Source organism: Luteimonas sp. 22616, assembly GCF_052044325.1.
Classification (GTDB): domain Bacteria; phylum Pseudomonadota; class Gammaproteobacteria; order Xanthomonadales; family Xanthomonadaceae; genus Luteimonas.
The window spans coordinates 581,231-606,730 of the sequence record NZ_JBQEMW010000001.1 but is presented as its reverse complement, the minus strand read 5'-3'; the positions used below and the strand labels follow the sequence as shown (position 1 = coordinate 606,730).

The 25,500-nt window shown below is 69.2% G+C and carries 21 protein-coding genes and 1 tRNA gene; 21 read left to right on the top strand and 1 reads right to left on the bottom strand.

Translation table 11 applies throughout. The features are described from left to right. Window positions 1-38 precede the first annotated feature (38 nt). The 15 genes from ACTJIL_RS02840 to ACTJIL_RS02770 all read left to right on the top strand — a co-directional run bounded on the left by ACTJIL_RS02840 (window position 39) and on the right by ACTJIL_RS02770 (window position 18,185). Window positions 39-1,316, top strand: a complete 1,278-nt coding sequence (locus ACTJIL_RS02840; protein WP_440754085.1) for a dicarboxylate/amino acid:cation symporter — start codon at window positions 39-41, stop codon at window positions 1,314-1,316. Window positions 1,317-1,574: 258 nt separating this feature from the next. After that, window positions 1,575-3,206 carry a TldD/PmbA family protein gene (locus ACTJIL_RS02835; RefSeq protein WP_440754084.1) on the top strand — a complete coding sequence of 544 codons (1,632 nt, stop codon included), beginning with the start codon at window positions 1,575-1,577 and terminating at the stop codon, window positions 3,204-3,206. Window positions 3,207-3,228: 22 nt separating this feature from the next. Next, a complete protein-coding gene (locus tag ACTJIL_RS02830) occupies window positions 3,229-4,563 on the top strand; it encodes a TldD/PmbA family protein (RefSeq protein ID WP_440754083.1) in 1,335 nt (444 codons plus the stop codon). A gap of 158 nt (window positions 4,564-4,721) precedes the next feature. Then, window positions 4,722-5,420, top strand: a complete 699-nt coding sequence (locus tag ACTJIL_RS02825) for a DUF4159 domain-containing protein (protein WP_440754082.1) — start codon at window positions 4,722-4,724, stop codon at window positions 5,418-5,420. 164 nt (window positions 5,421-5,584) lie between these two features. Continuing rightward, a complete protein-coding gene (locus tag ACTJIL_RS02820) occupies window positions 5,585-6,598 on the top strand; it encodes an AAA family ATPase (protein ID WP_440754081.1) in 1,014 nt (337 codons plus the stop codon). A 96-nt stretch (window positions 6,599-6,694) separates the two neighbouring features. Continuing rightward, complete coding sequence (locus ACTJIL_RS02815) at window positions 6,695-7,609, top strand: DUF58 domain-containing protein (protein WP_440754080.1); 915 nt, start codon at window positions 6,695-6,697, stop codon at window positions 7,607-7,609. Beyond that, window positions 7,606-8,799: a BatA domain-containing protein gene (locus ACTJIL_RS02810; RefSeq protein WP_440754079.1), complete on the top strand. Its 1,194-nt coding sequence runs from the start codon at window positions 7,606-7,608 to the stop codon at window positions 8,797-8,799. The genes ACTJIL_RS02815 and ACTJIL_RS02810 overlap by 4 nt, the downstream gene beginning before the upstream one ends. Further along, on the top strand, window positions 8,796-11,000 hold the full coding sequence (locus ACTJIL_RS02805; RefSeq protein ID WP_440754078.1) for a hypothetical protein: 2,205 nt from the start codon (window positions 8,796-8,798) through the stop codon (window positions 10,998-11,000). The genes ACTJIL_RS02810 and ACTJIL_RS02805 overlap by 4 nt, the downstream gene beginning before the upstream one ends. Then, the gene (locus tag ACTJIL_RS02800) at window positions 10,997-12,820 is read left to right on the top strand and encodes a carboxypeptidase regulatory-like domain-containing protein (RefSeq protein ID WP_440754077.1); all 1,824 of its coding nucleotides are present in this window, start codon (window positions 10,997-10,999) and stop codon (window positions 12,818-12,820) included. Before ACTJIL_RS02805 ends, ACTJIL_RS02800 begins: the two co-directional genes overlap by 4 nt. Before the next feature lie 42 nt (window positions 12,821-12,862). After that, window positions 12,863-12,939: transfer RNA gene (locus tag ACTJIL_RS02795), tRNA-Arg, on the top strand. A gap of 129 nt (window positions 12,940-13,068) precedes the next feature. Next, entirely contained in the window at window positions 13,069-14,604 is a 1,536-nt protein-coding gene (gene amaB / locus ACTJIL_RS02790; protein WP_440754076.1) for an L-piperidine-6-carboxylate dehydrogenase, read from the top strand. A 17-nt stretch (window positions 14,605-14,621) separates the two neighbouring features. After that, window positions 14,622-15,017 (top strand): hypothetical protein, encoded by a 396-nt coding sequence (locus ACTJIL_RS02785; RefSeq protein WP_440754075.1) that lies wholly within the window; start codon window positions 14,622-14,624, stop codon window positions 15,015-15,017. Continuing rightward, on the top strand, window positions 15,017-16,072 hold the full coding sequence (locus ACTJIL_RS02780; protein WP_440754074.1) for a quinone-dependent dihydroorotate dehydrogenase: 1,056 nt from the start codon (window positions 15,017-15,019) through the stop codon (window positions 16,070-16,072). The genes ACTJIL_RS02785 and ACTJIL_RS02780 overlap by 1 nt, the downstream gene beginning before the upstream one ends. A gap of 7 nt (window positions 16,073-16,079) precedes the next feature. Then, window positions 16,080-17,126, top strand: a complete 1,047-nt coding sequence (gene murB / locus ACTJIL_RS02775; protein WP_440754073.1) for a UDP-N-acetylmuramate dehydrogenase — start codon at window positions 16,080-16,082, stop codon at window positions 17,124-17,126. A 153-nt stretch (window positions 17,127-17,279) separates the two neighbouring features. After that, window positions 17,280-18,185, top strand: a complete 906-nt coding sequence (locus ACTJIL_RS02770; protein ID WP_440754072.1) for a DMT family transporter — start codon at window positions 17,280-17,282, stop codon at window positions 18,183-18,185. Between the two features lie 15 nt (window positions 18,186-18,200). Here the strand turns inward: ACTJIL_RS02770 and ACTJIL_RS02765 are convergent, their stop codons facing one another. Then, window positions 18,201-20,930: a protein kinase domain-containing protein gene (locus ACTJIL_RS02765; RefSeq protein WP_440754071.1), complete on the bottom strand. Its 2,730-nt coding sequence runs from the start codon at window positions 20,928-20,930 to the stop codon at window positions 18,201-18,203. A gap of 101 nt (window positions 20,931-21,031) precedes the next feature. Between ACTJIL_RS02765 and ACTJIL_RS02760 the strand changes: the two genes are divergently transcribed. The 6 genes from ACTJIL_RS02760 (at window position 21,032) to ACTJIL_RS02735 (ending at window position 25,426) form a co-directional block, all read left to right on the top strand. Beyond that, window positions 21,032-21,928, top strand: a complete 897-nt coding sequence (locus tag ACTJIL_RS02760) for a GGDEF domain-containing protein (RefSeq protein ID WP_440754070.1) — start codon at window positions 21,032-21,034, stop codon at window positions 21,926-21,928. 197 nt (window positions 21,929-22,125) lie between these two features. Next, window positions 22,126-22,635: a SixA phosphatase family protein gene (locus ACTJIL_RS02755; protein ID WP_440754069.1), complete on the top strand. Its 510-nt coding sequence runs from the start codon at window positions 22,126-22,128 to the stop codon at window positions 22,633-22,635. Next, the gene (gene nfi / locus ACTJIL_RS02750) at window positions 22,601-23,329 is read left to right on the top strand and encodes a deoxyribonuclease V (protein ID WP_440754068.1); all 729 of its coding nucleotides are present in this window, start codon (window positions 22,601-22,603) and stop codon (window positions 23,327-23,329) included. The genes ACTJIL_RS02755 and nfi overlap by 35 nt, the downstream gene beginning before the upstream one ends. 94 nt (window positions 23,330-23,423) lie before the next feature. After that, on the top strand, window positions 23,424-23,834 hold the full coding sequence (locus ACTJIL_RS02745) for a hypothetical protein (RefSeq protein WP_440754067.1): 411 nt from the start codon (window positions 23,424-23,426) through the stop codon (window positions 23,832-23,834). A 189-nt stretch (window positions 23,835-24,023) separates the two neighbouring features. After that, window positions 24,024-24,884, top strand: coding sequence for a pirin family protein (locus ACTJIL_RS02740; protein WP_440754066.1), 861 nt, complete (start codon window positions 24,024-24,026; stop codon window positions 24,882-24,884). A 98-nt stretch (window positions 24,885-24,982) separates the two neighbouring features. Beyond that, a complete protein-coding gene (locus ACTJIL_RS02735) occupies window positions 24,983-25,426 on the top strand; it encodes a hypothetical protein (protein ID WP_440754065.1) in 444 nt (147 codons plus the stop codon). Window positions 25,427-25,500 lie beyond the last annotated feature (74 nt).

Genomic DNA, 25,500 nt, shown 5'->3' with positions numbered 1-25,500 from the left:
ACAATGATGTCCTCCTTTCCACACGAGAACCGCACCGCATGTCGATGACCACCCGCGTACTGCTCGGACTGGCGCTGGGCGCCGTCATCGGCCTCTCGCTCGCGTTCTGGGATCCGGCTACGGCCGTCACCGTTGCCGGCTTCGTGCAGCCGGTCGGCCGGTTGTGGCTCAACGCGCTGCAGATGACGGTGGTGCCCCTGGTGGCGGCGCTGATCGTGCTCGGCGTCAACACCGCCAGCGACGCCGCTTCGTCCGGCCGCACCGCGCGCAAGGCGATCGTGGTGTTTCTCATCCTGCTGACCCTGGCGGCGATCTACACCGCGCTCGCCGCACCTGCCCTGCTCTCGCTGCTGCCGCGCGACGAGGCGCTGGTGCAGTCGTTCCGCACCGCGCTGACGCCGGTGGCCGCCGGCAGCGCGCCGGGCGGCTTCGGCGAGGCGGTCGCCGCGATCATCCCGGCCAACGTGGTCGCCGCCGCCGCCGCGAGCGCGATGCTGCCGCTGGTGGTGTTCGCGCTGTTCTTCGGCTTCGCCCTGAACCGCATCGATCCGGCGCACAAGACGCGGCTGCTGGACTTCGTGCAGGCGATCGCCGACGTGATGATCGTGATCGTGCGCTGGGTGCTGTGGGTGGCGCCGCTGGGCGTGTTCGCGCTGGTGCTGGCGGTGTGCGCGCAGGTCGGGGTGAAGATGCTCAGCGCGCTGGCCTGGTACATCGCGCTGCAGTGCACGCTGTACATCAGCGTCACCGTGATGCTGTACCTGGTCGCGCGCGTGTTCGGCGGCGAACCGTTCAAGCGCTTCGCGCTGGCGATCATCCCGGCGCAGACCATCGCCGCCAGCACCCAGTCGTCGCTGGCCTCGCTGCCGGCGATGCTCGAAAGCGCACGCGTGCGCTTGGGCTACCCGCTGCAGGTCAGTTCGCTGGTGCTGCCGATGGCGGTGTCGTTGTTCCGCATCACCAGCCCGGTCCAGTATCTGGGCGTGGCCGCATTCATCGCCTGGATCTACGGCATCGACGTGACCACGGCCCACATCGCCGCCGGCGTCGGCCTGGCGGTGATCGTCAGCATGGGATCGGTGGGCCTGCCCGGGCAGGTGAGCTTCATGGCCACCAACATGCCGATCGTGCAGGCCATGGGCCTGCCGATCGAGCCGCTCGGCGTGCTGCTGGCGGTCGACACGATTCCCGACGTGTTCTCGACCGTCGGCAACGTCAGCGCCGACCTCACCGCGACCAGCGTGGTGGCGAAGCGCACGCCGGCCGGGCTCGGCGAGCCAGGCGCGAACCTCGCGGAACGCGACACCATCGCCTGAGCATCGCAGGTCGGCCCACGTGGCCGACGGCTTTGTGCGGGATTTGCGTGGGCGTCGGGAATGTAGCCACGACCTACGGTGCCGTATCGATGCGCGAGGCGCGGCAAGTGCGCATTGCGCGGCGATCCGGTGGGGGTGACGAACGTCACTTGACCCTCCTGCACCCCGCCAGCAGAGTCGACGGGTTCGCCCTCTTCTCACGCCTGCGTCCCCGGGGACCCGACGGACGCGCGCAGGCCACACCGGTGGAGCAACTCGATGGACAGACGTGACTTCCTCACGATCAGCGGCTTCGGCCTGGCTGGTCTGGCGCTTCCCTTCGGCACGCGCGCGATCGCCGCCGAAGCCCTGCTGACGACGATGGACGTGGGCCTGAAGAAGGCGATGGCCGACGCCGCCCTGCAGGCTGCGACCCAGGCCGGCGCCTCGTACTGCGACGCACGCATCGGCCGCTACCTGCGCCAGTTCGTGATCACCCGCGAGGACAAGGTCCAGAACGTGGTCAACACCGAATCCAGCGGCGTCGGCATCCGCGTGATCGCCAACGGCGCCTGGGGCTTCGCCGCGACCAATGACATGACCACGCAAGGCGTCGCCGCTGCCGCGCGCCAGGCCGTCGCGATTGCCAAGGCGAACGCGAAGACCCAGACCGCGCCGGTGCAGCTCGCGCCGACGCCCGGCGTCGGTGAAGTGGCGTGGAAGACGCCGATCCGCAAGAACGCGATGGAAGTGCCGATCAAGGACAAGGTCGACCTGCTGCTCGGCGTCAACGCCGCGGCGACCAACGCTGGCGCCAGCTTCGTCAATTCGATGCTGTTCCTGGTCAACGAGCAGAAGTACTTCGCGTCCACCGACGGCTCCTACATCGACCAGGACGTGCACCGCATCTGGGCGCCGATGACCGTCACCGGAATCGACAAGGCCAGCGGCAAGTTCCGCACCCGCGAGGGCCTGTCGGCGCCGATGGGCATGGGCTACGAGTACCTCGACGGCGATGCGTCCGGCAAGGTCGTTTCGCCCAATGGCATTGTCAACTACAGCACCTCCTACGACATGATGGGCGACGCCATCGCCGCGGCGAAGCAGGTGCAGGAGAAGCTCAAGGCGCCGTCGGTGAAGCCAGGCAAGTACGACCTCGTGCTCGACCCGTCGCACACATGGCTGACCATCCACGAGAGCATCGGCCACCCGCTCGAGCTCGACCGCGTGCTCGGCTACGAGGCCAACTACGCCGGCACCAGCTTCGTCACCCTCGACAAGGTCAAGGAACATTTCCAGTACGGCAGCGAGCACGTCAACATCGTCGCCGACAAGACCCAGCCCGGCAGCCTCGGCGCGGTCGGTTACGACGACGAGGGTGTCAAGACCCAGCAATGGGACCTGATCCGCGATGGCAAGCTGGTCAACCTGCAGGCGATCCGCGACCAGGCCCACATCCTCGGCCTCGACGCCTCGCAGGGCTGCTGCTACGCCGACTCGTGGTCGAGCGTGCAGTTCCAGCGCATGCCCAACGTCTCGCTGCAGCCGGGCGAGAAGGAACTGTCGGTCGCCGACATGATCAAGGACGTCGAAAACGGCATCTACATCATCGGCGACGGCTCGTTCTCGATCGACCAGCAGCGCTACAACGCGCAATTCGGCGGCCAGCTGTTCTACGAGATCAGGAACGGCCAGATCACCCGGATGCTCGAGGACGTGACCTACCAGATGCGCACGCCGGAATTCTGGAACTCGTGCGTCGCGGTCTGCGACAAGCGCGACTACCGCATGGGCGGCTCGTTCTTCGACGGCAAGGGCCAGCCGAGCCAGGTCTCGACCGTCTCGCACGGCTCCAGCACGGCGCGTTTCAACGGCGTCAACGTCATCAGCAGCGCCCGCAGCCTCGGCTGAGCGGACCACAGGAGATTCGCCAATGAGCATCCTCACCGAAGCACAGGCCAAGGCCATCCTCGACAAGGTCATCAAGCTGTCGACCGCCGACGAATGCACCGCGCAGCTGGCCGGTTCGATCGACGGCAACATCCGTTTCGCGCTGAACAACATCTCCACCAGCGGCGTGGTCGACAACATCGACCTGGCCGTGCAGGTCGCGTTCGGCAAGCGCAGCGGCGTGGCGACGATCAACCAGTTCGACGACGCATCGCTCGAGCGCGTGGTGCGCCGCGCCGAGGAACTGGCGAAGCTGTCGCCGGAGAACCCCGAATTCATGCCGGCCGTCGAGAAGCAGGCCTACACGCCCACCCAGACCTTCAAGGCGTCCACCGCCGCGATTTCGCCGGAATACCGCGCGAAGGTTGCCGCGGACTCGATCGATGCCTGCAAGGCCGAAAAGCTCGTCGCCGCCGGCTTCCTGCAGGACGGGCAGAGCTTCCAGGCCTTCGCCAACAGCAAGGGCAACTTCGGCTACCAGCAGTCCAGCGGCCTCGATTACACCTGCACCGTGCGCACCGAAGACGGCACCGGTTCGGGCTGGGTCGGGCGCAACCTCGACGACGTCGACAAGTTCGACGCCGGGCAGGACATCCGCACCGCGGTGCGCAAGGCAACCGCGTCGTCCGGCGCCAAGGCGCTGGAGCCGGGCAAGTACACCGTGATCCTGGAACCCGCGGCAGCGGCCGGACTGATCTCGTTCATGATGAATTACTTCGACGCACGCCAGGCCGACGAAGGCCGCAGCTTCCTGTCGAAGAAGGGGGGCGGCAACAAGATCGGCGAGCAGGTCTACGACCCGCGCGTCAACTTCCACGCCGACCCCGGTGATGCGGATGTCCCGGTCATGCCCTGGGATGGCGACGGCCTGCCGCGCGAGAAGATGGACATCGTCAAGGGCGGCAAGGTCGTGGCGCTGGACTACTCGCGCTATTGGGCGCAGAAGAGCGGCAAGCGCGCCGTCGGCACGCCCGGCAACCTGATCATGTCCGGCGGCGACAAGTCCACCGCCGACCTCGTCCGCGGCACCAGCAAGGGCGTGCTGGTCACCCGCACCTGGTACATCCGCATGGTCGATCCGCAGACCGTGCTGCTGACTGGCCTGACCCGCGACGGCACCTTCTACATCGAGAACGGCGAGATCAAGTACCCGGTGAAGAACTTCCGCTTCAACGAGTCGCCGGTGATCATGCTCAACAACATCGAAGAGCTCGGCAAGCCGATCCGGGTGCAGGGCGACGAGTCGTCGATGGCGATGATGATCCCGCCGATGAAACTGCGCGATTTCACCTTCACTTCGCTGTCGGATGCGGTGTGAAGAACCGCGCCGTTGGCATCAAGAGCGGGGCGGGATCGGCTGGCTCACCTTGCTCGCCACCCTCGCGCAGGCAGGGATTCGGAATCCTTGAGCTTCGCAGTACCGACGTCCATGGCTCCCCGCCTGCGCGGGGATGACGGGCAAGGGATGGCGGCGCAGTGAATCGCGCGCAGTTCCTGAGGCTGGTCCTCGGCGGCGCGGCCGGCGCCGCGCTCGCCCCGCTCGCCCGCGCCGCGGCGCCGTACGACTTCTGGTTCACGCGGCTGAAGTACGACTCCGGCGACTGGGACGTCGACCAGCGCATGCCGGCGAACATGATCACCTCGCTGATCGACTACACCAGCCTGCGCGTCGATCCGAAGGAGCACGTCGTGGCGCTGGCCGATCCGAAGATGCTGCTGGCGCCGTTCTGCTACCTCGCCGGGCACAAGCTGGTCGAGTTCAACCCCGCCGAACGACGCAACTTCGAGCACTACGTGCGCAATGGCGGCTTCGTCTTCGTCGACGACTGCAACCATGACATCGACGGGCTGTTCGCCAAATCGTTCGAACGGCAGATGGCGTCGATCTTCGGCACCAGTGCGCTGAAGAAGCTGCCGAACAGCCACGGCATCTACCGCAGCTTCTTCACCTTCAAGGACGGCCCGCCGGCCACCGGCCTCGAACTCAACGGATGGGGCGACGACCTCGTCCACGATTACCTCAAGGGCATCGACATCGACGGCCGCCTCGGCGTGCTCTACAGCAACAAGGACTATGGTTGCGAGTGGGACTACGACTGGCGCAACAAGCGCTGGCTGGCCGAGGACAACACGAAGTTTGCCGTCAACATCGCGATTTATGCATTGACGGCATGAACGAATCGAACCATCTGGCCGGTCCTTGCCGTCATTCCCGCGGAAGCGGGTACCCAGTGTCTTTGGCTGGTCGGCTTGCTGGCGAGAACTGAAGCCGCCGGGTTCCCGCTTTCGGGGGAATGACGGATCTTCATTTGCGCAGGCATCTCAACAACAGGATCCATATGAGCCCCCCCCTCACCGAATCCGAACTGCAGGCCGAACTCGCGCAACTCGGCACCCTGCGCGCCGCCATTGCCCAGGCCATCGTCGGCCAGGACGACGTGGTCGAACAGTTGCTGATCGCCCTTCTCGCCGGCGGCCACTGCCTGCTCGAAGGCGTGCCCGGCCTCGGCAAGACGCTGCTGGTCCGCTCGCTCGGGCAGGCGCTGGACCTCCCGTTCCGGCGCGTGCAGTTCACCCCCGACCTGATGCCCAGCGACATCATCGGCACCGAGATCCTGGAAGAGGATCACGGCACTGGCCACCGCATGTTCAAGTTCCAGCCCGGCCCGGTGTTCACCAGCCTGCTGCTCGCCGACGAGCTCAACCGCACGCCGCCGAAGACCCAGGCCGCACTGCTGGAGGCGATGCAGGAGCACACCGTCAGCTACGCCGGCGTCACCCATGCCCTGCCCGCGCCGTTCTTCGTTCTGGCGACGCAGAACCCGATCGAACAGGCCGGCACCTATCCACTGCCCGAAGCGCAGCTTGATCGCTTCCTGTTGCACGTGCGCGTCGATTACCCGAGCGAAGCGGAAGAACGCGCCATCATCACCCAGACCACGGGCACACGGATCGCCGCGGTGCCTCAAGTGATGGACGGCGACGCCATCCTCGCCCTGCAGTCGCGCGTGCGCGACGTGCACTTCGGCGACGACCTGCTCGACTGGGTCACCCGCCTGGTCCGCGCCAGCCGCCCACAGGCCGGCGCGACCGATGAGGGCGCGACCGACGACATACGGCAATGGCTGCGCTGGGGCGCCGGCCCGCGCGCCGGACAATCACTGGTGCTGGCCTCCAAGGCGCGCGCCCTGTTGCATGGGCGCCTGAGTGCGACGCGCGACGACATCAGTGCGCTCGCCGCACCGGTCCTGCGCCACCGCCTGCTGCTGTCGTTCGCCGCCGAGGCCGAACGGAAATCGACCGACGACATCGTCGCCATGTTGCTGCGCAGCGTGCCGTTCGCCGCCTCCTGACCTGCAGGAGCGGTTTCAGCCGCGAGCTTTGATCTTCGTCGATTCACCAAAGAGCTCGCGGCTGAAGCCGCCCCCACAGATGCCACGCCTCGAACCATGAGCCCTTCGATTCCCGCACACCACGACCTCATCCCAGCCGACGTGCGTGCGCGACTGGGAACGCTGCGCCTGGCGATGCGGCAACCCGCCGGCGCGCAGGGCCATGGCGTGCATCACAGCCGCAGCCGGGGCGCCGGCCTCGAGTTCGCCCAGTACCGCGCCTACGAACCCGGTGATTCCCTGCGCCAGATCGACTGGAAACTCTACGCGCGCTCCGACAAGTTCTTCGTGCGCGAAGCCGAACGCGACAGTCCGCTGACCGCATGGCTGCTGCTCGACACCAGCGCTTCGATGGCGCAGGGCGATGCTGTCCGTCCGGGCTGGTCGCGACTCGACGCGGCGAAGGCACTGGCGGCCTGCGCGATCGAACTGGCCGTGCGCCAGGGCGACCGCTTCGGCGTCATCGCCGCGGGCGGCACCAGCCTGCATGCGGTGCCGGCAGGCGGCGGCGCGCGCCATCGCGACCGCTGCCTGCTCGAACTCCATCGCCTGTCCGCCAGTGGTGCCTGGCCGGGCCAGCAACGCCTGCGCCCGCTGTGGGAAGGCATCCATGCCGGCACGCTGGCCATCGTGCTCAGCGACTGCTTCGACGAGAATGTGGTGTCGCTGGCCGAGCGCCTCGCCGCGGCGCGGCGCGAAGTGATCGTCGTGCAGCTGCTCACCACCGAGGAGCGCGATTTTCCGTTCCGCGGCGGCCATCGCTTCCGCGATCCCGAGAGCGGAGACGAAGTGCTCGGCGACGGGGCCGCGGTGCGCGATGAATTCGTCAAACGCTTCGCCTCGGCGCGTGCCACGCTGGCCAGGCGTCTGGCCGCCGGCGGCATCCGCCACGTCGAATACGTGCTCGACCAGCCGCTCGACGCACCGCTGCGCGTACTGTTCAGCACGCGCCACGGCGGCACGGGCGCATGAACCTGGCGCTGCTGCTTCCGGCTGGGCTCGCGGCGCTGGCCGCGCTGCTGCTGCCACTGCTGATCCACCTCGCGCGCCGCAGCGAGCAACGCATCACCGATTTCGCCGCGCTGCGCTGGCTGGCGGCAAAGCCGCGACCGCGCCGCAAGCGCCGCTTCGACGAACGCCTGTTGCTGCTGCTGCGACTGCTTCTGCTCGCCGCGCTGGCTTTGCTGCTTGCGCGCCCGGTGTTGTACGGAAATCCCGACCGCACGCCGTGGATCGTGGCGGTGCCCGAGGTGGGCGCCGCTCCCTTGCGTGATGCTGCAGGCACCGGCAGCGCGCGCCTGCATTGGCTCGCGCCCGGCTTCCCTGCGCTCGAGGAAGCACCACCGACAGGGAAGCAACCCGTCGCCAGCCTGCTGCGCGAACTCGACGCCACGCTTCCCGCCGGCACGCCGTTGACCGTGCTTGTGCCCACGGTGATCGATGGCGCCGATGCGCAACGGCCAAGGCTCAGTCGTCATGTCGAATGGCGCGTCGTGCCTTCCACGCCCACCCCGCCGACAACCGTCGCTGCGACCGCGATCCCCGAGGTGATGGTGCGGCATGCGCCAGGAGACGTGCCGGCGCTGCGCTACCTGCGCGCGGCGGGCGCCGCCTGGCGCGCGGCGACGCCAGCGGCAGACGGTGGTTCGAAGGCCACGACCTCATCACCCATCGTGATCGCGCCGGCATCGCAGGCGCTCGACGCCAGGACGCGCAACCTCATCTGGCTCGTGCCCGGCGCCCTGCCCGCGCACGTCCGCGACTGGATCCGCGATGGCGGCCATGCGCTGCTCGCCGCTGATATCAAGGCACCGGAACTCGCGAAGTCCACGCCGCTCTGGCGTGACGATGCGGGCGATCCGCTCGTCCGCGGCGCACCGCTCGGTCGCGGCCGCATCATGCAGCTGACGCGGGGGCTGTCGCCGGACGCGATGCCGCAACTCCTGGAAGCGGATTTCCCCGAGCACTTGCGCGCGCTGTTCTCGGATCCCGCTCCCGCGCCCGCACGCGTGGCCGCCAGCGCCTATGCACCGACGGCTGGGGCACCGCCCTGGCCGGAAACACCACGTCCGCTGGCGCCCTGGCTGGTCGCGCTGGTGGCCTTGTTGTTCGCGTTCGAACGCTGGTTCGCCAGCAGCCCGCGACGCGGGGCCGCGCCGTGAACGCCGAAGCGATCCTGCGCAGCCTGCGCGAGTCCGCGCGCCGGCGTCGAGGTGGCAATGTCCTGCTGCATGCGCTGCCGTGGCTGGGTGCGCTGGCCATGCTGGCGTGGCGCTGCAACTGGAATGCGTGGTTGCTTTCGTTGCTGGCACTCGCCGTCGCCGCGATCTCCTGGTTCGCATGGCACGCCGCGCACGCCATCGACGCACGCTGGCTGGCGCGCCGGCTCGATGCGCTGCGACCCGACATGGAGGACAGCGCCACATTGCTGTTTTCCGACAATGGCATCTCCGAAAAAAGTTCGCTCGGACCACTGCAACAATTGCAGCGTGCACGCCTGCGGCAGCGACTCGAAGCCGATCCACGGCCCCACCTGCGGGAACCATGGCGGCCCCGGACCCTGCTGGCATCGGTCCTCGCCGCCCTCGTCGCCACAACACTCATCGCGCTGTGGCCGACGCCGCGCGCGCCCATCGTCGATGGCACCACGCCATCGATCATCGCCTCCGGCAAGGCTGCAACGCCCCGACTGGTCGAACAGCGACTCGACATCCGGCCGCCCGCATACACCGGCCTGCCAACGCGACAACAACCGGCGCTGGATGCAAAGGTCCCCGCCGGCACGACGCTGCAATGGACGCTGCGCTTCGCGCCGATCCCGGAATCGGCGGAACTGGTCTTCCATGACGGCCGGCACGTGCCACTGCAGCGCAACGGCGACGACTGGACCGCGCGCACGCGTATCGACAAGTCGACGCTCTATCGCCTCGTGCTGCCGACGCCGCTGCCAACCGCGCAGGCAGCACTGCATCGCATCGATGCCGTCGCCGACGCGTCACCGGTACTGCGCGCGCTGCAACCCGACCGCAACCTCAGCATCCGCGGAAGTGGCCAGCGCAGCTGGACGCTGGTGTTCGAGGCCGACGACGACCATGGGCTTGCCTCCAGCGCACGCCTGGAGCTGATCCAGACCCAGGGCGGCGGCGAGAACATCACCACGCAACAACGCACGCTTGCGATATCCGGACGCGGCAATGCGAAGCACAAGCGCTACGCGCACACGCTCGACCTCTCTTCGCTCGGCCTCGTCGCGGGAGACGACCTGATCGTGCGACTCGACGTCGCCGACAACCGGTCGCCGCGACCGCAGCACACGCGCAGCCCGAGCTTCATCCTGCGCTGGCCGCCGGAGCAGGCAACCGAATCCACCGGCATGGAAGGCCTGGTCAAGCAGGCGCTGCCGGCGTACCTACGCAGCCAGCGCCAGATCATCATCGATGCCGAGGCCCTGCTGAAGCAGAAGCGCGGGCTCGATGCCGCGGCGTTCCTCAAGCGTTCCGACGAACTCGGCGTCGATCAGCGCTTGTTGCGGCTGCGCTACGGCCAGTTCCTCGGCGAGGAAAGCGAAGGCGCGCCGGCGCTTCCCACCAATGACTTGCCAACCAACGACACTGACGAAAGCCGCGGCACCGATCACGACGCACATGCGGTCGCACAAGCCGAAAGCCCTGCCGGCCACGACGAGCACGCATCTGCGCCCGGCGCGCCGCCTGCGAAGTTTGGCGAAGCCGGCCTGGTCGTCGCCGAGTACGGCCACGTCCACGACCTCCCGGAAGCCGCGACCCTGCTCGATCCGGAAACAAAGAAGCTGCTGCGCGCCGCACTCGACCAGATGTGGCAGTCCGAACAGCACCTGCGCCAGGGCAGTCCCGGCACCGCCCTGCCGTTCGCCTACAAGGCACTGGGTTTCATCAAGCAGGTGCAGCAGGCCGACCGCATCTATCTGGCGCGCACCGGCAGCGAACTGCCGCCGATCGACGAGGGCCGGCGCCTGGGCGGCGATCGCGCCGGACTCGGCGACCGCCGCGACGTGCTGCCCGATGCCGAACCGGTCGATCCCGTTCCCGCCGCCGCGTGGCGTGCATTGCAGGACACGCCTCCCGCGGATCGCGAGGCGCCCGACTACGACGCACTCGATCGGTGGGCACGCGCGCACGACTCCCGGACTTCCGATCCATTGGCGCTGTTCGCCGCGATCGACGCCGCGCGCCGCAACCCGTCCTGCGCCGGGTGCCGTGAGCAACTGCGTCGTGCGCTGTGGCCCATGCTGCCGCGGCCGACGCCCGCGGCGACCCAGCGCGAGCGCGCGAACAAGGCCGGGCAGGTCTATCTCGATGCGCTGGACGGCGAGGACGCGCGATGACCTTGGAACTCGCGATCGCCCTCGCCCTCGCCTTCGTGGTGGTCACGGCCAGCGTACGAATCCTGTGGCGGGTACGTCGCAGCACCGTGGACGACAGGCCAAGCGCATGGCGCGTCGCCGTGCTGTTGCTCGCGCAGGCCGCCGGGGCGGTATTGCTGTACTGCGTGCTGTTCCCGCCCGCGACGCACACGGAGGCCGGAACCCTGGTCGTGGCGACCTCTAACGCACACCGGGCACCCCGGACCGGCCTGTCGCCTGGCGAACACCTGGTCGCCATGCCGGAAGCGCCGGCGTTGCGCGATGCTGAACGCATGCCCGACCTCGCCACGGCGCTGCGTCGCTATCCCGCGACGACACGCATCCGCGTGATCGGGACGGGACTCACCGCGCGCGACCGGCAGGCTGCGACGGGCCGCGCGCTGTACTTCGTACCGGCGCCATTGCCGCGCGGACTGGTCGCCCTGTGGCCGCCCCGGCATGTGCAAGCCGGACGCCGGTTCGAGGTTGGCGGTCGTGCCGAAGGTTTGCCTGGTGGCAGCGCCGAATTGCTCGATCCGGGCAACACCGTCGTCGCCCGCGCGAGCATCGGTGCGGACGGCCGTTTCCGGCTCGCCGGAACGGCACGCAGTGCAGGCCCCACTGTCTGGCAGCTGCGACTACACGACAAGGACAGGTTGCACACCGAAAACACCGCGCTGCCGCTCGTGGTAGAGCCCGACGTCGCGCTGCGCGTACTGATGCTGGCAGGCGCGCCGACCCCGGAGCTGAAGTACCTGCGCCGCTGGGCCACCGATGCCGGGCTGCCGCTCGATACCCGCATCAGCCTCGGCGCCGGGATGCAGATCGGCGATGCGCCGGTGGCGTTCGATGCCACGAGCCTCGGCAAGTTCGATCTTGTCGTGCTCGACCAGCGCGCCTGGCAATCGCTCGGCACGGCGCGCCGCGCAGCCTTGGACCAGGCGGTACGCGACGGTCTCGGCGTGCTGCTGCGACTGCCCGCCACATTGACCGGCCCTGACCGCGCCGCGCTGCGGCAACTCGGATTCACCGCGACGCCTGTCGGCGCGACACGCGACGTACGCCTGCCGGCCACATCGACCGGTGCCGGTGGCCAGACCGGAAACGATGGCAAGGCGCCGCCCGCCCTGACTCGCGCACCACTGCGCATCACTGCCGTCGATGGCAGTCCCTTGTTGCCCGATGCCAGCGGCACGTCGCTCGCGATCTGGCGCGCGCGAAGCGGCGGCCGCATCGGCATCGCCACGTTCGACGGCAGCTTCCGGCTGGTTCTCGCCGGCCACGGCGACCGCTACGGGGAACTGTGGGGCACGCTGTTCTCCACCCTCGCCCGCGCCCGTGGAGTGCCCGCCCCGACGATCGAAGGCGATCCGCGCGCCGGCCAGCGCGTCGTGCTGTGCGGCGTGCGCGACGGTGCCGAAGTGACTGCGCCGGATGGGCGCGCGGTGGCCGTGGCGATCGATCCGACCAGCGGCCCCCGCGCCTGTGCCGGATTCTGGCCACGCCTGCCCGGCTGGCATGTCCTGCGCACGCCCGCGCCCGCGCAGGCGGAGGGCGAGCGCCAGCTGCCGTTCCGTGTCCGCGCCACGGACGAAGCCACCGGTCTGCAGGCCGCCGCCGTGCGCGAGGCAACGCAGCGCCTCGCTGCGGCAGAGGTTCCGGCGCGGGCCGGTGCCTCCTCCGCGCCCGGCCTGCGCTGGCCGTGGTTCCTCGCCTGGCTACTGCTCAGCGCCGCACTGTGGTGGTTCGAGCGCTCCCAGGTGGGGACGAGGCGCGGAGGCGCCGCGACATCCCGCCCCTGATTCCCAGCCGGTCACGGGTTCGTGCGAAAATGCGCGGCTAATGCCCCCGTAGCTCAGCTGGATAGAGCGTCCCCCTCCTAAGGGGAAGGTCGTGCGTTCGAATCGCGCCGGGGGCACCACTCGCCGGTGGGAGCGGCCATGGCCGCGATGGGCTTTCTCCAGGGAATCCGATCGCGGCCATGGCCGCTCCCACAGCCGCATGCGGCAATGCGCGATCGCCCTCATTCTTCGCTAGCCAGGAGTTCCCCATGACCCACCCCGTCCTCACCGCCCTCGGCCTGTCCGACAACGAATCGGGCACCTACCTCGGCCACGGCGAATGGTCGAAGACCGCCGATGCCGGCGTGCTGGAGCCGGTCAACCCGACCGACGGCTCGGTGCTGGCCAAGGTGCAGGCGTCGTCGCAGGCTGACTACGACACCATCGTCGAGCGCGCGCAGGCCGCCTTCAAGGTCTGGCGCACGACGCCGGCGCCGCGTCGCGGCGAGGCGATCCGCCTGTGTGCCGATGCGCTGCGCACCCACAAGGACGCGCTGGGTTCGCTGGTCGCGCTGGAAATGGGCAAGTCGAAGCCGGAAGGCGACGGCGAGGTGCAGGAGATGATCGACATCGGCGAATTCGCCGTCGGCCTGTCGCGCCAGCTCTACGGCCTGACCATGCACAGCGAGCGCCCCGGGCACCGCATGTACGAGCAGTGGCACCCGATTGGCCTGGTCGGGATCATCTCGGCGTTCAACTTCCCGGTCGCGGTGTGGGCGTGGAACTCGTTCATCGCCGCGGTCTGCGGCGACATCTCGATCTGGAAGCCCTCGCCCAAGACCCCGCTTTCTGCCATCGCCTCGATGAAGATCTGCAACGAGGCGCTGAAGAAGGCCGGCTTCCCGGACCTGTTCTTCCTGTTCAACGACGCCGGCACCGAGCTGGCCTCGAACTTCGTCGACGACCGCCGCATCGGGCTGGTCAGCTTCACCGGTTCGACCAAGGTCGGCCGCCACGTCGGCGAGCGCGTCGCCCAGCGCATGGGCCGCTCGCTGCTGGAGCTCGGCGGCAACAACGCGATCATCGTCGACGAAACCGCCGACCTGAAGCTGGCGATCCCGGCGATCGTGTTCGGCGCGGTCGGCACCGCCGGCCAGCGCTGCACCAGCACCCGCCGCGTGTTCGTGCACGAGTCGATCCATGACGACGTGCTGGCCAAGCTGGTCACCGCCTACGGCCAGGTCGAGAAGAAGATCGGCGACCCGACCGACCCGGCCAACCTGATGGGCCCGCTCAACAGCCAGGACGCCGTGCAGGCCTACCTGGGCGCGATCGAGAAGGCGAAGGCGTCCGGCGGCACCGTCGCCAGCGGCGGCAAGGCGCTGACCGAGCGCAAGGGCAACTTCGTGCTGCCGACGATCATCACCGGGCTGGAGAACAAGGCCGAGGTGGTGCAGACCGAAACCTTCGCGCCGATCCTGTACGTGATGAAGTACTCGAAGCTCGATGACGCCATCGCGATGCAGAACGACGTGCCGCAGGGCCTGTCGTCGGCGATCTTCACCACCAACCTCAAGGCCGCCGAAGCCTTCCTCGCCGCGACCGGCTCGGACTGCGGCATCGCCAACGTCAACATCGGCACCTCGGGCGCCGAGATCGGCGGCGCATTCGGCGGCGAGAAGGAAACCGGCGGTGGCCGCGAATCGGGTTCGGACGCGTGGCGCGCCTACATGCGCCGCCAGACCAACACCATCAACTACTCCGACGCACTTCCGCTGGCGCAGGGCATCAAGTTCGATCTGTAAACCAAGCGCACCCCACCATGCCGGACGCCCCCGCGCCCACCGAACGCTTCAGCAACCGGGTCGATGACGACATCCGTCATCGACCCGGCTATCCGGCGCCGCTTCCGGCGTGGCTGCGGCAGTCGCAGGGCATCGACTACGCCCGCATAGCCAGGCGCGCGCCCGACGACGACGCGATGCGGCGCTGGTTAGGCGACGGGCTGCAGGCCATGGCCTGTTTTCCGCACCGGCAACGTTTCGACTTCGATGGCCTGCGCGGATGCCTGCTGTCTTCCTCGTCCGCGCCGCACGCGAGGCAACCCGGGCACGAGACGATGATGGACGCACTGCGCGCACTGTTCGAACGCCATGCCGTCGATGGCCAGGTCGATTTCGACTATGACACCCGCGTATTCGTCGGTACGCTTGGCTGATGTACGGACTCGCACGCCCTTTCCTGTTCGGAGTCGACGCGGAACGCGCGCACGGGCTCGGGCTGGCGTCGCTGGAAGCCGCCTACCGCAGCGGCCTGTCGCCGCTGCTGGCTCGGCAACCGAAACCGCTGCCGACGCGGGCATTCGGGCTCACGTTCCGCAATCCGGTCGGGCTCGCGGCCGGGCTCGACAAGAACGGCACGCACATCGACGCGCTGCTGGCGCTGGGCTTCGGCTTCGTCGAGATCGGCACGGTCACCCCGGAGCCGCAGGAAGGCAACCCGAAGCCGCGCATGTTCCGCCTGCCGCGCCACCGCGCGGTGATCAACCGGCTCGGCTTCAACAACGACGGCATCCAGGCGCTGCTGCGCAACGTCGGCCGCGCACGCCGCCGCGATGGCCTGCTCGGCATCAACATCGGCAAGAACAAGGACACGCCCAACGAGCTGGCCTCGTCCGACTACCTGTTCTGCCTCGAACACGTCTACCCGGCGGCCGATTACGTCACCGTCAACATCTCCTCGCCCAACACCGCCGGCCTGCGCGAACTGCAGGAGGAACAGGCGCTGCGACGGCTGATCGGCACCCTGCGCGAGGAGCAGGAGCGGCTGGCGGCGAAGCACGGCAGGTACGTGCCGATGCTGGTCAAGGTGGCGCCGGACCTGTCCGACGACGACATCGACGCCGCCGCGCGCGTGCTCGGCGACATGCGCGTGGACGGCGTGATCGCCACCAACACCACCGTCTCGCGGATCGCCGTGCAGGAAGACCCGCACGCGCGCGAGACCGGTGGCCTGTCCGGCGAGCCACTGATGAACAAGTCCACCGCGGTGCTGCGGATGCTGCGCACGCGATTGCCCGAATCGATCCCGCTGGTCGGCGTCGGCGGCATCCTGTCCGGCGCGGACGCGGCCAAGAAGATGGCGGCCGGCGCCTCGCTGGTGCAGTGCTATACCGGCCTGGTCTATCGCGGCCCGGCGCTGATCGGCGAATGCGTCGAGGCGATCCGCCGGCGCAAGGAAGCCCCCAGCCGTGGCAATCTGCCCAACCAGTGAGCCCACAATGAGCGACGGCTACCGGCTGGTCGACAACGCCGACCTGACGAACCGCAACACCTTCGGCATCGTCGCCCGCGCACCGCTGCTGGTCGAGGTGGACGATGCCGCGGCGCTGCCGCGCCTGTTCGCCAGCGGCCTCGTCGATGCCGCCGATCCGGCGCTGCTGGTGCTCGGCGGCGGCAGCAACCTGCTGTTCGCCGCCGACGCACCCCGGCCGGTGCTGGCGCTGACGGCGCAGAACGTCGAGATCGTTTCGGACGACGGTGACAACGTCGTAGTCCACGCCAGCGCCGGCGTGCCGTGGCACGACTTGGTCATGCACACGCTGTCGCTGGGGCTGTGCGGGCTGGAAAACCTGGCATTGATTCCCGGCACCGTCGGCGCCGCGCCGATCCAGAACATCGGCGCGTATGGCGTCGAGGTCCGCGAGCGCGTCCATGCGGTCGAGGTGTTCGAACGCGTCACCGGACAGGTTCGGCGGCTCGGTCCGGACGCATGCCGCTTCGCCTACCGCGACAGCGCGTTCAAGCGCGACCCGGGGCGCTGGATCGTCACCGCCGTCGAGTTCGCGCTTTCGCGCAGCAATGCGCCGGTGCTCGACTACGCCGGCCTGCGCGACGAACTGGCCGCGATGGGCATCGCCGCGCCCACGGCCATGCAGGCCGCCGAGGCCGTGATCCGTATCCGCCGGCGCAAGCTGCCCGACCCAGCCGTGCTCGGCAATGCCGGCAGCTTCTTCAAGAATCCGATCGTGCCGAACGCCCGGGCCGACGCGCTGCACGCCGCGCACCCGGGGCTGCCGATGTTCCGCAGCGAAAGCGACGCCACCCGCAAGCTGTCCGCCGCGTGGCTGATCGATGCCTGCGGCTGGAAGGGCCATCGCGACGGCGACGCGGGTGTATCGCCCGAACATGCGCTGGTGCTGGTCAACCATGGTGAGGCGACCGGTGCGCAGTTGCTGGCGCTGGCGCGCCGCATCGCCGGGTCCGTGCAGGAGCGCTTCGGCATTGCGCTGGAGCCGGAGCCGCGGATCGTTGGCGCGGACTGGTGATTTGCCGCACACCCCAACAACCCCACAGGAGCGGCGGGAGCCGCGATGCTTTCCCGATCACGCCATCGCGACTGCCGCCGCTCCTACAAGATCAACAGCTCGCGGCTGAAGCCGCTCCTGCATAAGCCCCTCCCACCTCGATACTCCCTGCCCATGCCCTCCACGCCCCATGCCCGCGCCGCCCTGCTGATGATCGGCAGCACGATGTTCTTCGGAGCCATGGCGGTGACGATCCGCCTGGCCTCGGACATGCTGTCGACCACCGTGATCGCCTTCTTCCGCAACTTCTTCGGCTTGCTCGCGCTGCTGCCGTTCCTGTGGCGCAGCGGGCCGGCGGTGCTGCGCACCCAGCAGCTGCCGCGCTACCTGCTGCGCAGTGCGATCGGCGTGGGATCGATGCTGTGCGGCTTCTGGGCGATCGGCAACCTGCCGATGGCGCAGGCGATCTCGCTGTCGTACTCCGCACCGCTGTTCGTCACCATCGCCGCGGTGATCTTCCTGCACGAAAAGGTGCGCCTGCGCCGCTGGAGCGCGGTGATCATCGGCTTCATCGGCGTGCTGGTGATCGTGCAACCGGGCAGCACGTCCTTCACCCTCGGCACGCTGGTGGCGCTTTCGGCGGCGGTGCTCAGCGCGATCGTCGCAATCCAGATCAAGCAGCTGTCGCGGGTCGACGCAGCCGACACCATCGTGCTCTACACCTATCTGTTCTGGGTGCCGCTGTCGCTGGTACCGGCACTGTTCGCGTGGCAGTGGCCGCAGGGCATCGCCTGGCTGTGGGTGGTCGCGATCGGCGCGTTCGGCACCGGCGGGCAGCTGTTGTGGACCCGCGCGCTCAAGCTCGGCGACGTCTCCGCGCTCACCCCGATCAGCTTCATGCAGTTGCCGTTGGTGGCCTTCGCCGCGTGGCTGTTGTTCGGCGAGGATCCGAGCCGCTGGACGATCATCGGCGCCGCGATCATCTTCATTGCCAACGCCTACATCGCCCACCGCGAGGTGCAGCTCGCGCGGCGCGCGGCGACGAATGCCCCGGTCGAGGCGGCCAAGCCCGCGGAGTGAAGCGAAAAGCCCTGGTCAGCGCTTCGCGGTTTCCTGCGCGGCTTCCTCGGCTTCGGTGCTGCGGATGTTGGCCACGAAGGCGCGCTGGCGTTCGTCCAGCTTCGCATCCGGCGTCTCCAGCAGCGGCGTGACGTAGCGGGCGCGGATGCGCGCCGCTTCCCCGCCCTGCCCGGCGGCAAGCAGCAGGCCTTCCAGCTTCCAGGCGGTATCGATGGTCTTGAGGTCGTCCGCGCCCAGTGAAGCCGTGCGCAGCGCAAGCGCTTCGCGATCGCTGGCGATCGCCAGCGACATATCGCCCACCGCCTCGGCCGCCTGCGCACGGATGTCCAGGGCTGCGTGCGCCTGCGGATGCCGGTCGCCCAGCACCTCGCGCGCCAGCGGCAGCAAGGTGTCCAGCAGCGCCAGCGACTCCTTCGCATGACCCGCCTGCAGCAGCGTGCCGGCACGGTTGACCCGGATGTAGATCGTGTCCGGATGGCGCGGCCCGAGCAGGCGCGTGCGGGCATCGACGACTTCCTGCTGCATCGCAAGCGTCTTGTCGAACTGCTCCAGGCGCGCGTACAGGGTGGAGAGATTGAGCTTGGCGCGCAGCGTCTGCGGGCTGTCGGCGCCGAGGACGCGGGTGCAAGCCTCCACCACGGACAGCGAGATCGGCAGCGCCTCGCCAGCCTTGCCGCTGTCGATCAGCATGCTCGCGAGGTTGCCGCGCTCGGTCAGCGTCAGCGGATGTTCCGCGCCCAGCCGGCGCGTCTGCGTTTCCACCAGTTGGCGCTGCAACGCCAGCGCGCCCTGGCTGTCGCCCGTCATGATCCGCATCACCGCCAGGTTGTGCAGCGAGCCCAGCGTGTCCTCGTGGTCGGCGCCGAGCACTTCACGGCGCATCGGTACCAGGCGCTCCATGTAGTCGCGTCCGAGCCTGGCTTCGCCCATGCGGCCGAGCAGGATCGCCAGGCGGTTCATCGCTTCCATGGTGGTCGGATCGCGTTCGCCGAGCGCCTTGCGGCTGCGTTCGTACAGCGCCTGCAGCGCCTGTCGTGCGGCCTTGCGGTCGCCGAGCGAACTCACCGCCGCCGCATGCGCCATTTCCAGGCGGATCCGCAGTGGATCGTCCTGCGGCAACGGCGACGCGTCCGCCAGCGTGCGCTCCAGCAGCGCCAGAGCCGGCTTGGGCTGCGCGGCCGCCAGCATTGCGGACGCCTGTTGCCTGCGCGCATCGAGGGTGGGGGTGGCAGTCGCGCCCAGCGCCTGCTCGCGGTAGTCCGCGACCTCGCCGAACCCGGCGGCAGCGGCTTCCGGCAGCCCGAGCGCATCGCGCACGCGGGCCACGGACTCGCGCAGGTCGGCAGCCAGCCCGGGCTCCCGCGCGAAGTCGCGGGCGATCGCGGCTTCAGCGCCGGCGAGGATGTTGCGGTCGATCAGGTTGCGGGCGATGTCGGCGGTACTGGCATGGGCGAGCGTGTCCTCGACCGCATCGCGCGTCGCGGGCGCGGCCTTGGCCGCCTGTTCGCGCAGGCCACGGGCCATGCCGATGCCCATCGCCTCGATGTCGATGCCTTCGAGCATCGACTGCTGGAAGGCAGCCACCTTCTCCAGCTCCGCGCTGCGCTGCTGCGCGATCGCGCGCTGCGTGCGCGCCTGTTGCAAGCCGTACAGCGACATCGCCAGGCCGCCGAGCAGCGCCGCAAGCGCGACCGACGCGGCGACCAGGCCCACGCGATGGCGGCGCACGAACTTGCCCCAGATGTACCCGCGCGAGGCCGGCACCGCGGACAGCGGCTTGCCATCGAGGAAACGCTGCAGATCGTCGGCCAGCGCGCCGGCGGACGGGTAGCGCTCATTGCGATCGTGACGCATCGCCTTCGCGACCACCCAGTCGAGCTCATGGCGCAGCACACGCCGCATGTCGGCCAGCCGCAGGCCGTTGCCGCGCGCGATGCGGTCTGCATCGCCGGGCGCCAGCGTGGCCAGCTGTTCCGAGGGCAGGCGCAGCGTGCGGGTGCTGGCCACGTGGGTTTCGCCCGCGGCCTCGGGGCGCTGCCCGGTCAGCACCTCGTACAGCACCACGCCCAGCGAATAGACATCGCTGCGGGTGTCGACCAGCGACTGGTCGCCGCCGGCCTGCTCCGGGCTCATGTAGTCGGGCGTGCCGGCAACCTCGCGGCCTTCGGCCATCGACGAGGCGGTGGCGATGCCGAAGTCGATGATTTTCGGCAGCGCGCGGCCGTCCACCTCGTCCACCAGCAGGTTGCCGGGCTTGAGGTCGCGGTGCACCACGCCCTTCTGGTGCGCGTGCTGCACGCCCTCGCAGACGCGGATCATCAATCCGATGCGCTGCCGCAGCGAAAGCGCATGCGCCTCGCAGAACTGCGTCAGCGGGCTGCCTGCGATGAACTCCATCGCGAAGAACGGATGCCCGTCGGCGGTGGTGTCGGCGTCGAACACCTGGGCGATCGCCGGATGCCGCATCTGCGCCAGCAACTGCCGCTCGACCTCGAAGTACGCCAGGTGCCGCGCGTCCAGGCGACGCCTGCGCAGCAGCTTGAGGGCCACCGTGCGACGCACCGGTTCGAGCTGTTCGGCGCGATACACGTCGCCCATGCCGCCGCGGCCGAGCAGGGCCTCGATGCGGTAGCGCCCCAGCCGCTCGCCCGGTGCGAGCGCGTCGCCGTCGACGGCCTCCGCCACCGGTCCGCGCGTGGCCAGCAGTTCGGTACGATCGGGATCGTCCCCAACGGGCATGGTCATGGCGTACTCCCCCTGTGCGCAGCGCCCGCATGTTACCGGAAGCGCCATGCCCGGCCGCGGGATTGTGGCTACACTGCAGCCCCTGCTTGCGCCCGACCCAGATGGACACCCGCAACGTCCCGTCCGACACCACGCAGCGCACGCTGCTCAGCGATGGCCCGCACGATGCGTCGCCGCGGTCGGCATGCGTGGTCGTGATCCACGGCGTGGGCATCGGCGGCCGTGCCGACATCGACGCCACCCGCGTGCTGGTCGGGCGTTCGCAGGATGCCGACCTGTGCATCGCCCACAAGAGCGTCTCGCGCGAGCACTGCCTGGTCTGGCGCGATGGCGAGGATTACCGTATCCGCGACCTCGGCGCCACCAACACCACCCGTGTCAACGACGCGCCGGTCGCCGAGGCGACGTTGTCCGACGGCGACCACGTCACCGTCGGCGAGAGCATCCTCAAGTTCATCAGCCACACCAGCATGGAGGCGAACTACCACGAGGAGATCTACCAGCTCGCCACCCGCGACCCGCTGACCGACCTGTGCAACCGGCGCCATTTCATCGAGCAGATCGAGCGCGAGGTCGCCCGGGCGCTGCGCCATCGACGGCCGCTGTCGATGTGCATCATCGACGTCGACCTGTTCAAGCCGGTCAACGACCGCTACGGCCACATTTCCGGCGACGAGGTGCTGCGCCAGATCGCCGACCTGGTCCACCACCACGTGCGCAACGACGACATCGCCGCGCGCATCGGTGGCGAGGAGTTCGCGGTGCTGCTGCCCGAATGCGACGCAGACGCCGCGTACGGCTTCGCCGAGCGCCTGCGCGCGGCTGTCGCCGCGGCCGTTTTCGCGCCTGGCGGCGAACCGCAGCGGATCACCGTCAGCATCGGCATCGCCGACCTGTCGCCCGTGCGCAACAGCCGGATCCGCCTGATGACCGCCGCCGACGCCGCGCTGTATCGCGCCAAGAAGGAAGGGCGCAACCGGGTCTGCCTCGAGTCCTGAGCGAATGGCTGCACGGATCCGCGGCCTCGACGCCGCGCCGGCGGACAAGGGCGCGCGGATGGCCGTGATGTCGGACAATGCGCCTCCGATCCGCCTGCGTGGTCGCCCGGCTTCGCATTCGGGCGCATGCTCTGCACTGCAGGCGACGATCTGCGCCTGTATTCCGTTTCCTCCGGACCCGAACCGAGACCCGACCGATGCCAGTTTCGTTCCGCCTCCTGATCGCCGCCGGCGTGCTTGCGCTGGCAGGCTGCGCCACGCTGTCCACGCCATCGTCGGTGAGCTACGTCGTCGTCCGCCACGCCGAGAAGGCCACCGATGATCCACGCGATCCTTCGCTGAGCGACGCCGGCCTCGCCCGGGCCGAAACGCTGGCCACCCTGCTGCGCTCGCGCGACGTGGTCGCCGCCTACGCCACCGAGTACCGCAGGACCAGCGACACCGCGGCACCGACCGCGGCCGAGCACGACGTGAGCATCACGTCCTACGAATCGGAAGCGCCGGCCGAGGCGGTCGCCGAGCGCCTGCGCCGCAGCCACGCCAACGGCACCGTACTCGTCGTCGGCCACAGCAACACCGTGCCCGGCATCGTGTCGGCGCTGTGCGGCTGCGAGGTCGCGCCGATCGACGAAAGCGATTACGGCAACCTGTTCGAGATACGCATCGACGGCGATGCACCGCCGGTGCTGTCGCGGCGGCGCTACTGAGGTGGCAGACATCGCGGGCATGGCGGACTGGGACGGCGACATCGCCGCGGCGCGCGCGCTGCAGGTCGAGCTCGCGGAAAAAGTCAGCCTGCGCGACGGCTATGCGAAGCCGCTGCGCACCATTGCCGGCTTCGACGTCGGCTTCGAGGACGACGGCGCGACCACGCGCGCGGCAGCGGTGCTGCTCGACGCCGACAGCCTGCAGGTGCTCGCCTCGGAAATCGCGCGCATTCCCACCCGGATGCCCTACATTCCCGGGCTGCTGTCGTTCCGCGAGCTGCCGGCGCTGCTGCTGGCGCTCGAGGCCCTGCCGCAGGCGCCGGACCTGGCCTTCGTCGATGGCCACGGCATCGCCCATCCGCGCGGGCTCGGCATCGCCGCGCACTTCGGCGTCGCCACCGGCCTGCCGAGCGTCGGCGTGGCGAAGAAGATCCTGGTGGGCAGTGGCTCCGAGCCGCACCAGGTGCGCGGCGCCTACACGCCGCTGCGCAACAAGGGCACGCAGCTGGGCTGGTTGTTGCGCAGCAAGGTCAAGTGCAATCCGCTGATCGTCTCGCCCGGACATCAAGTATCGATGGCATCGGCCGCCGACCTGGTGATGCGGTTCACCCGCAGCTACCGTCTGCCCGAACCGACGCGGCTGGCCGACCGGCTCGCCTCGCGCCGCGACGAGGATTGCGCCGACGGCGCCTGAGCGTGCGCCCGGGCCGCGCCACCACCTGCGTTCACCCGCGGCAGGTGCGAGCCTGCTTAGAATCCTGCATTCCCCCGCTCAAGGACGTTTTCGCATGCGCACGCTCCTGCCCCATGCCGCCGCCGTTGCCGGCCTGCTGCCCCTGCTGTTCGCCGCGTGCTCGACGCCAGCTGCCGATGCCAGCGACCAGCGCACGATCGCCGACGGCGAGACATTCACGCTCGCGACCGGCGAACGGGTCGCGCTCGCCGACCGCAGCACGCTGCGCTATGTGCGGGTCACCAACGATTCGCGCTGCCAGCCAGGCCGCCAGTGCGTCTGGGCCGGCGACGCCGAAGTCGTCTTCGAATGGGCAACCGACGCCGCGGCGACGCCGGAATCGTTCAGCCTGCACACCGGTCGCGGCGACCGCAGCAAGGACCTGGGCGGCCGCCGCCTGACCTTGGTGTCTCTGGCGCAGGGCGCCGAGCCGCAAGCGCAGCTCAAGCTCGAAACGCTGCCCTGAGCGGCGCCCGGCGCGGCGTGCAGGTGGATCCCTTTCAGGGTCATTGCTGGGTCCCGGCAGAAGCTCGCGGCTGAAGCCGCTCCTGCACCGGCTGGGTCCGCAACCCGGAATGCTGCGTTGCGTCGCGCATCTCGCGGCATCAGCGCGGTTGGTGCGATGCTGGCGCCTGGCTTTCGCGAGGACTTGCCCATGACCACGATCATCGCCCCGCGCGTGCACGATCTCGGCGGCTTCCAGGTACGGCGCGCCGTGCCCTCCATCGAGGCGCGCAGCGTCGGCCCGTTCGTGTTCGTCGACCACATGGGCCCGGCGGTGTTCGAACCGGGCGCGGGCATCGACGTGCGCCCGCACCCGCACATCGGCCTGGCCACCGTGACCTTCCTGTGGGCCGGGACGATCCGCCACCGCGACACGCTCGGCTCCGACCAGGACATCACCCCGGGCGACGTCAACTGGATGACCGCCGGCCGCGGCATCGCCCATTCCGAACGCACGCCGCAGTCACTGCGCGAGGGCGAGCATCCGCTGCACGGCATGCAGACCTGGGTGGCGCTGCCGAAGGCGTCCGAGGAGGTCGCACCGGAGTTCCACCACCACGCCGCGGCCACCCTGCCCCGCATCGAACGCAATGGCGCGCTGCTGCGCGTGGTCGCCGGCCATGCCTGGGGCGAGGAGTCGCCGGTGAAGGTGTTCGCCGATACATTCAATGTCGCCGTCGACCTGGCCGCCGACGCCGAAGTCACCATCGACGACCGCGCCGTCGAACGCGCGCTGTACGTGCTCGAAGGCGATGCCCAGCTCGACGGCGCCGACATCCCGCAGCGGCACCTGGTGCTGCTCGACCGCGGCGCACGCGCCGTGCTGCGCGCGAAGACCCCGCTCAAGGCGATGCTGTTTGGCGGTGAACCCCTCGACGGCCGGCGCCACCTGTGGTGGAACTTCGTGTCGTCGTCGAAGGAGCGGATCGAACAGGCGAAGCAGGACTGGCTCGCCGGGCGCTTCGGGCAGGTACCCGGCGACGACGAGTTCATCCCGCTGCCCGAGCGTTGAGATCCCCCGATAAAATGTGAGACTCATCACAGTTTGCATCCCGGACTGCTGTCAACTATGTTCGGGCAACAGCTGTTCCCGTGCGCAAGGGGGTGCGTATGAACCTGCTTCGGATACTTCCGCTCGCCTGCCTGCTGGCCGCCGGCGCCGTCCACGCGCAATCGGCCGGTGAATGTCCGTTGCTGCCTGGCGACAGCGGCCTGTCGTGGAAGGCGATGGCCGGCGATGATTTCGTGTTCTGCAAGGCACTGCAGGAAGACGGCGGCGAGGTCTTCGCCGTGACCATCTCCAAGGATTCGCCGTTCGAGCCCAAGCGCTCGGACCGCGCCGAGGAGGCGATGATCGACGGCCACGAGATGCGCTGGTACCGCGGCGAAATCGCGTCCGCGCCCCAGGCCCAGGTGCGCGAAACCCTGATCGAGCTCGACGATGGCCGCGTCGCCCATATCTCGCTTCGCGCCAACTCCGAGGCCGAACTGGCCAGCGCGCTGCAGCAGGCCCAGGCGTTGCGCTTCCGCGGGCTGCAGCTGAGCAGCAACTGACGGCCGCCATGGCGGCATGACGCCACCGCGCGGGCGGTGGCGTTTGGCTGCCCGGCGCCCGCACGACGATCGCG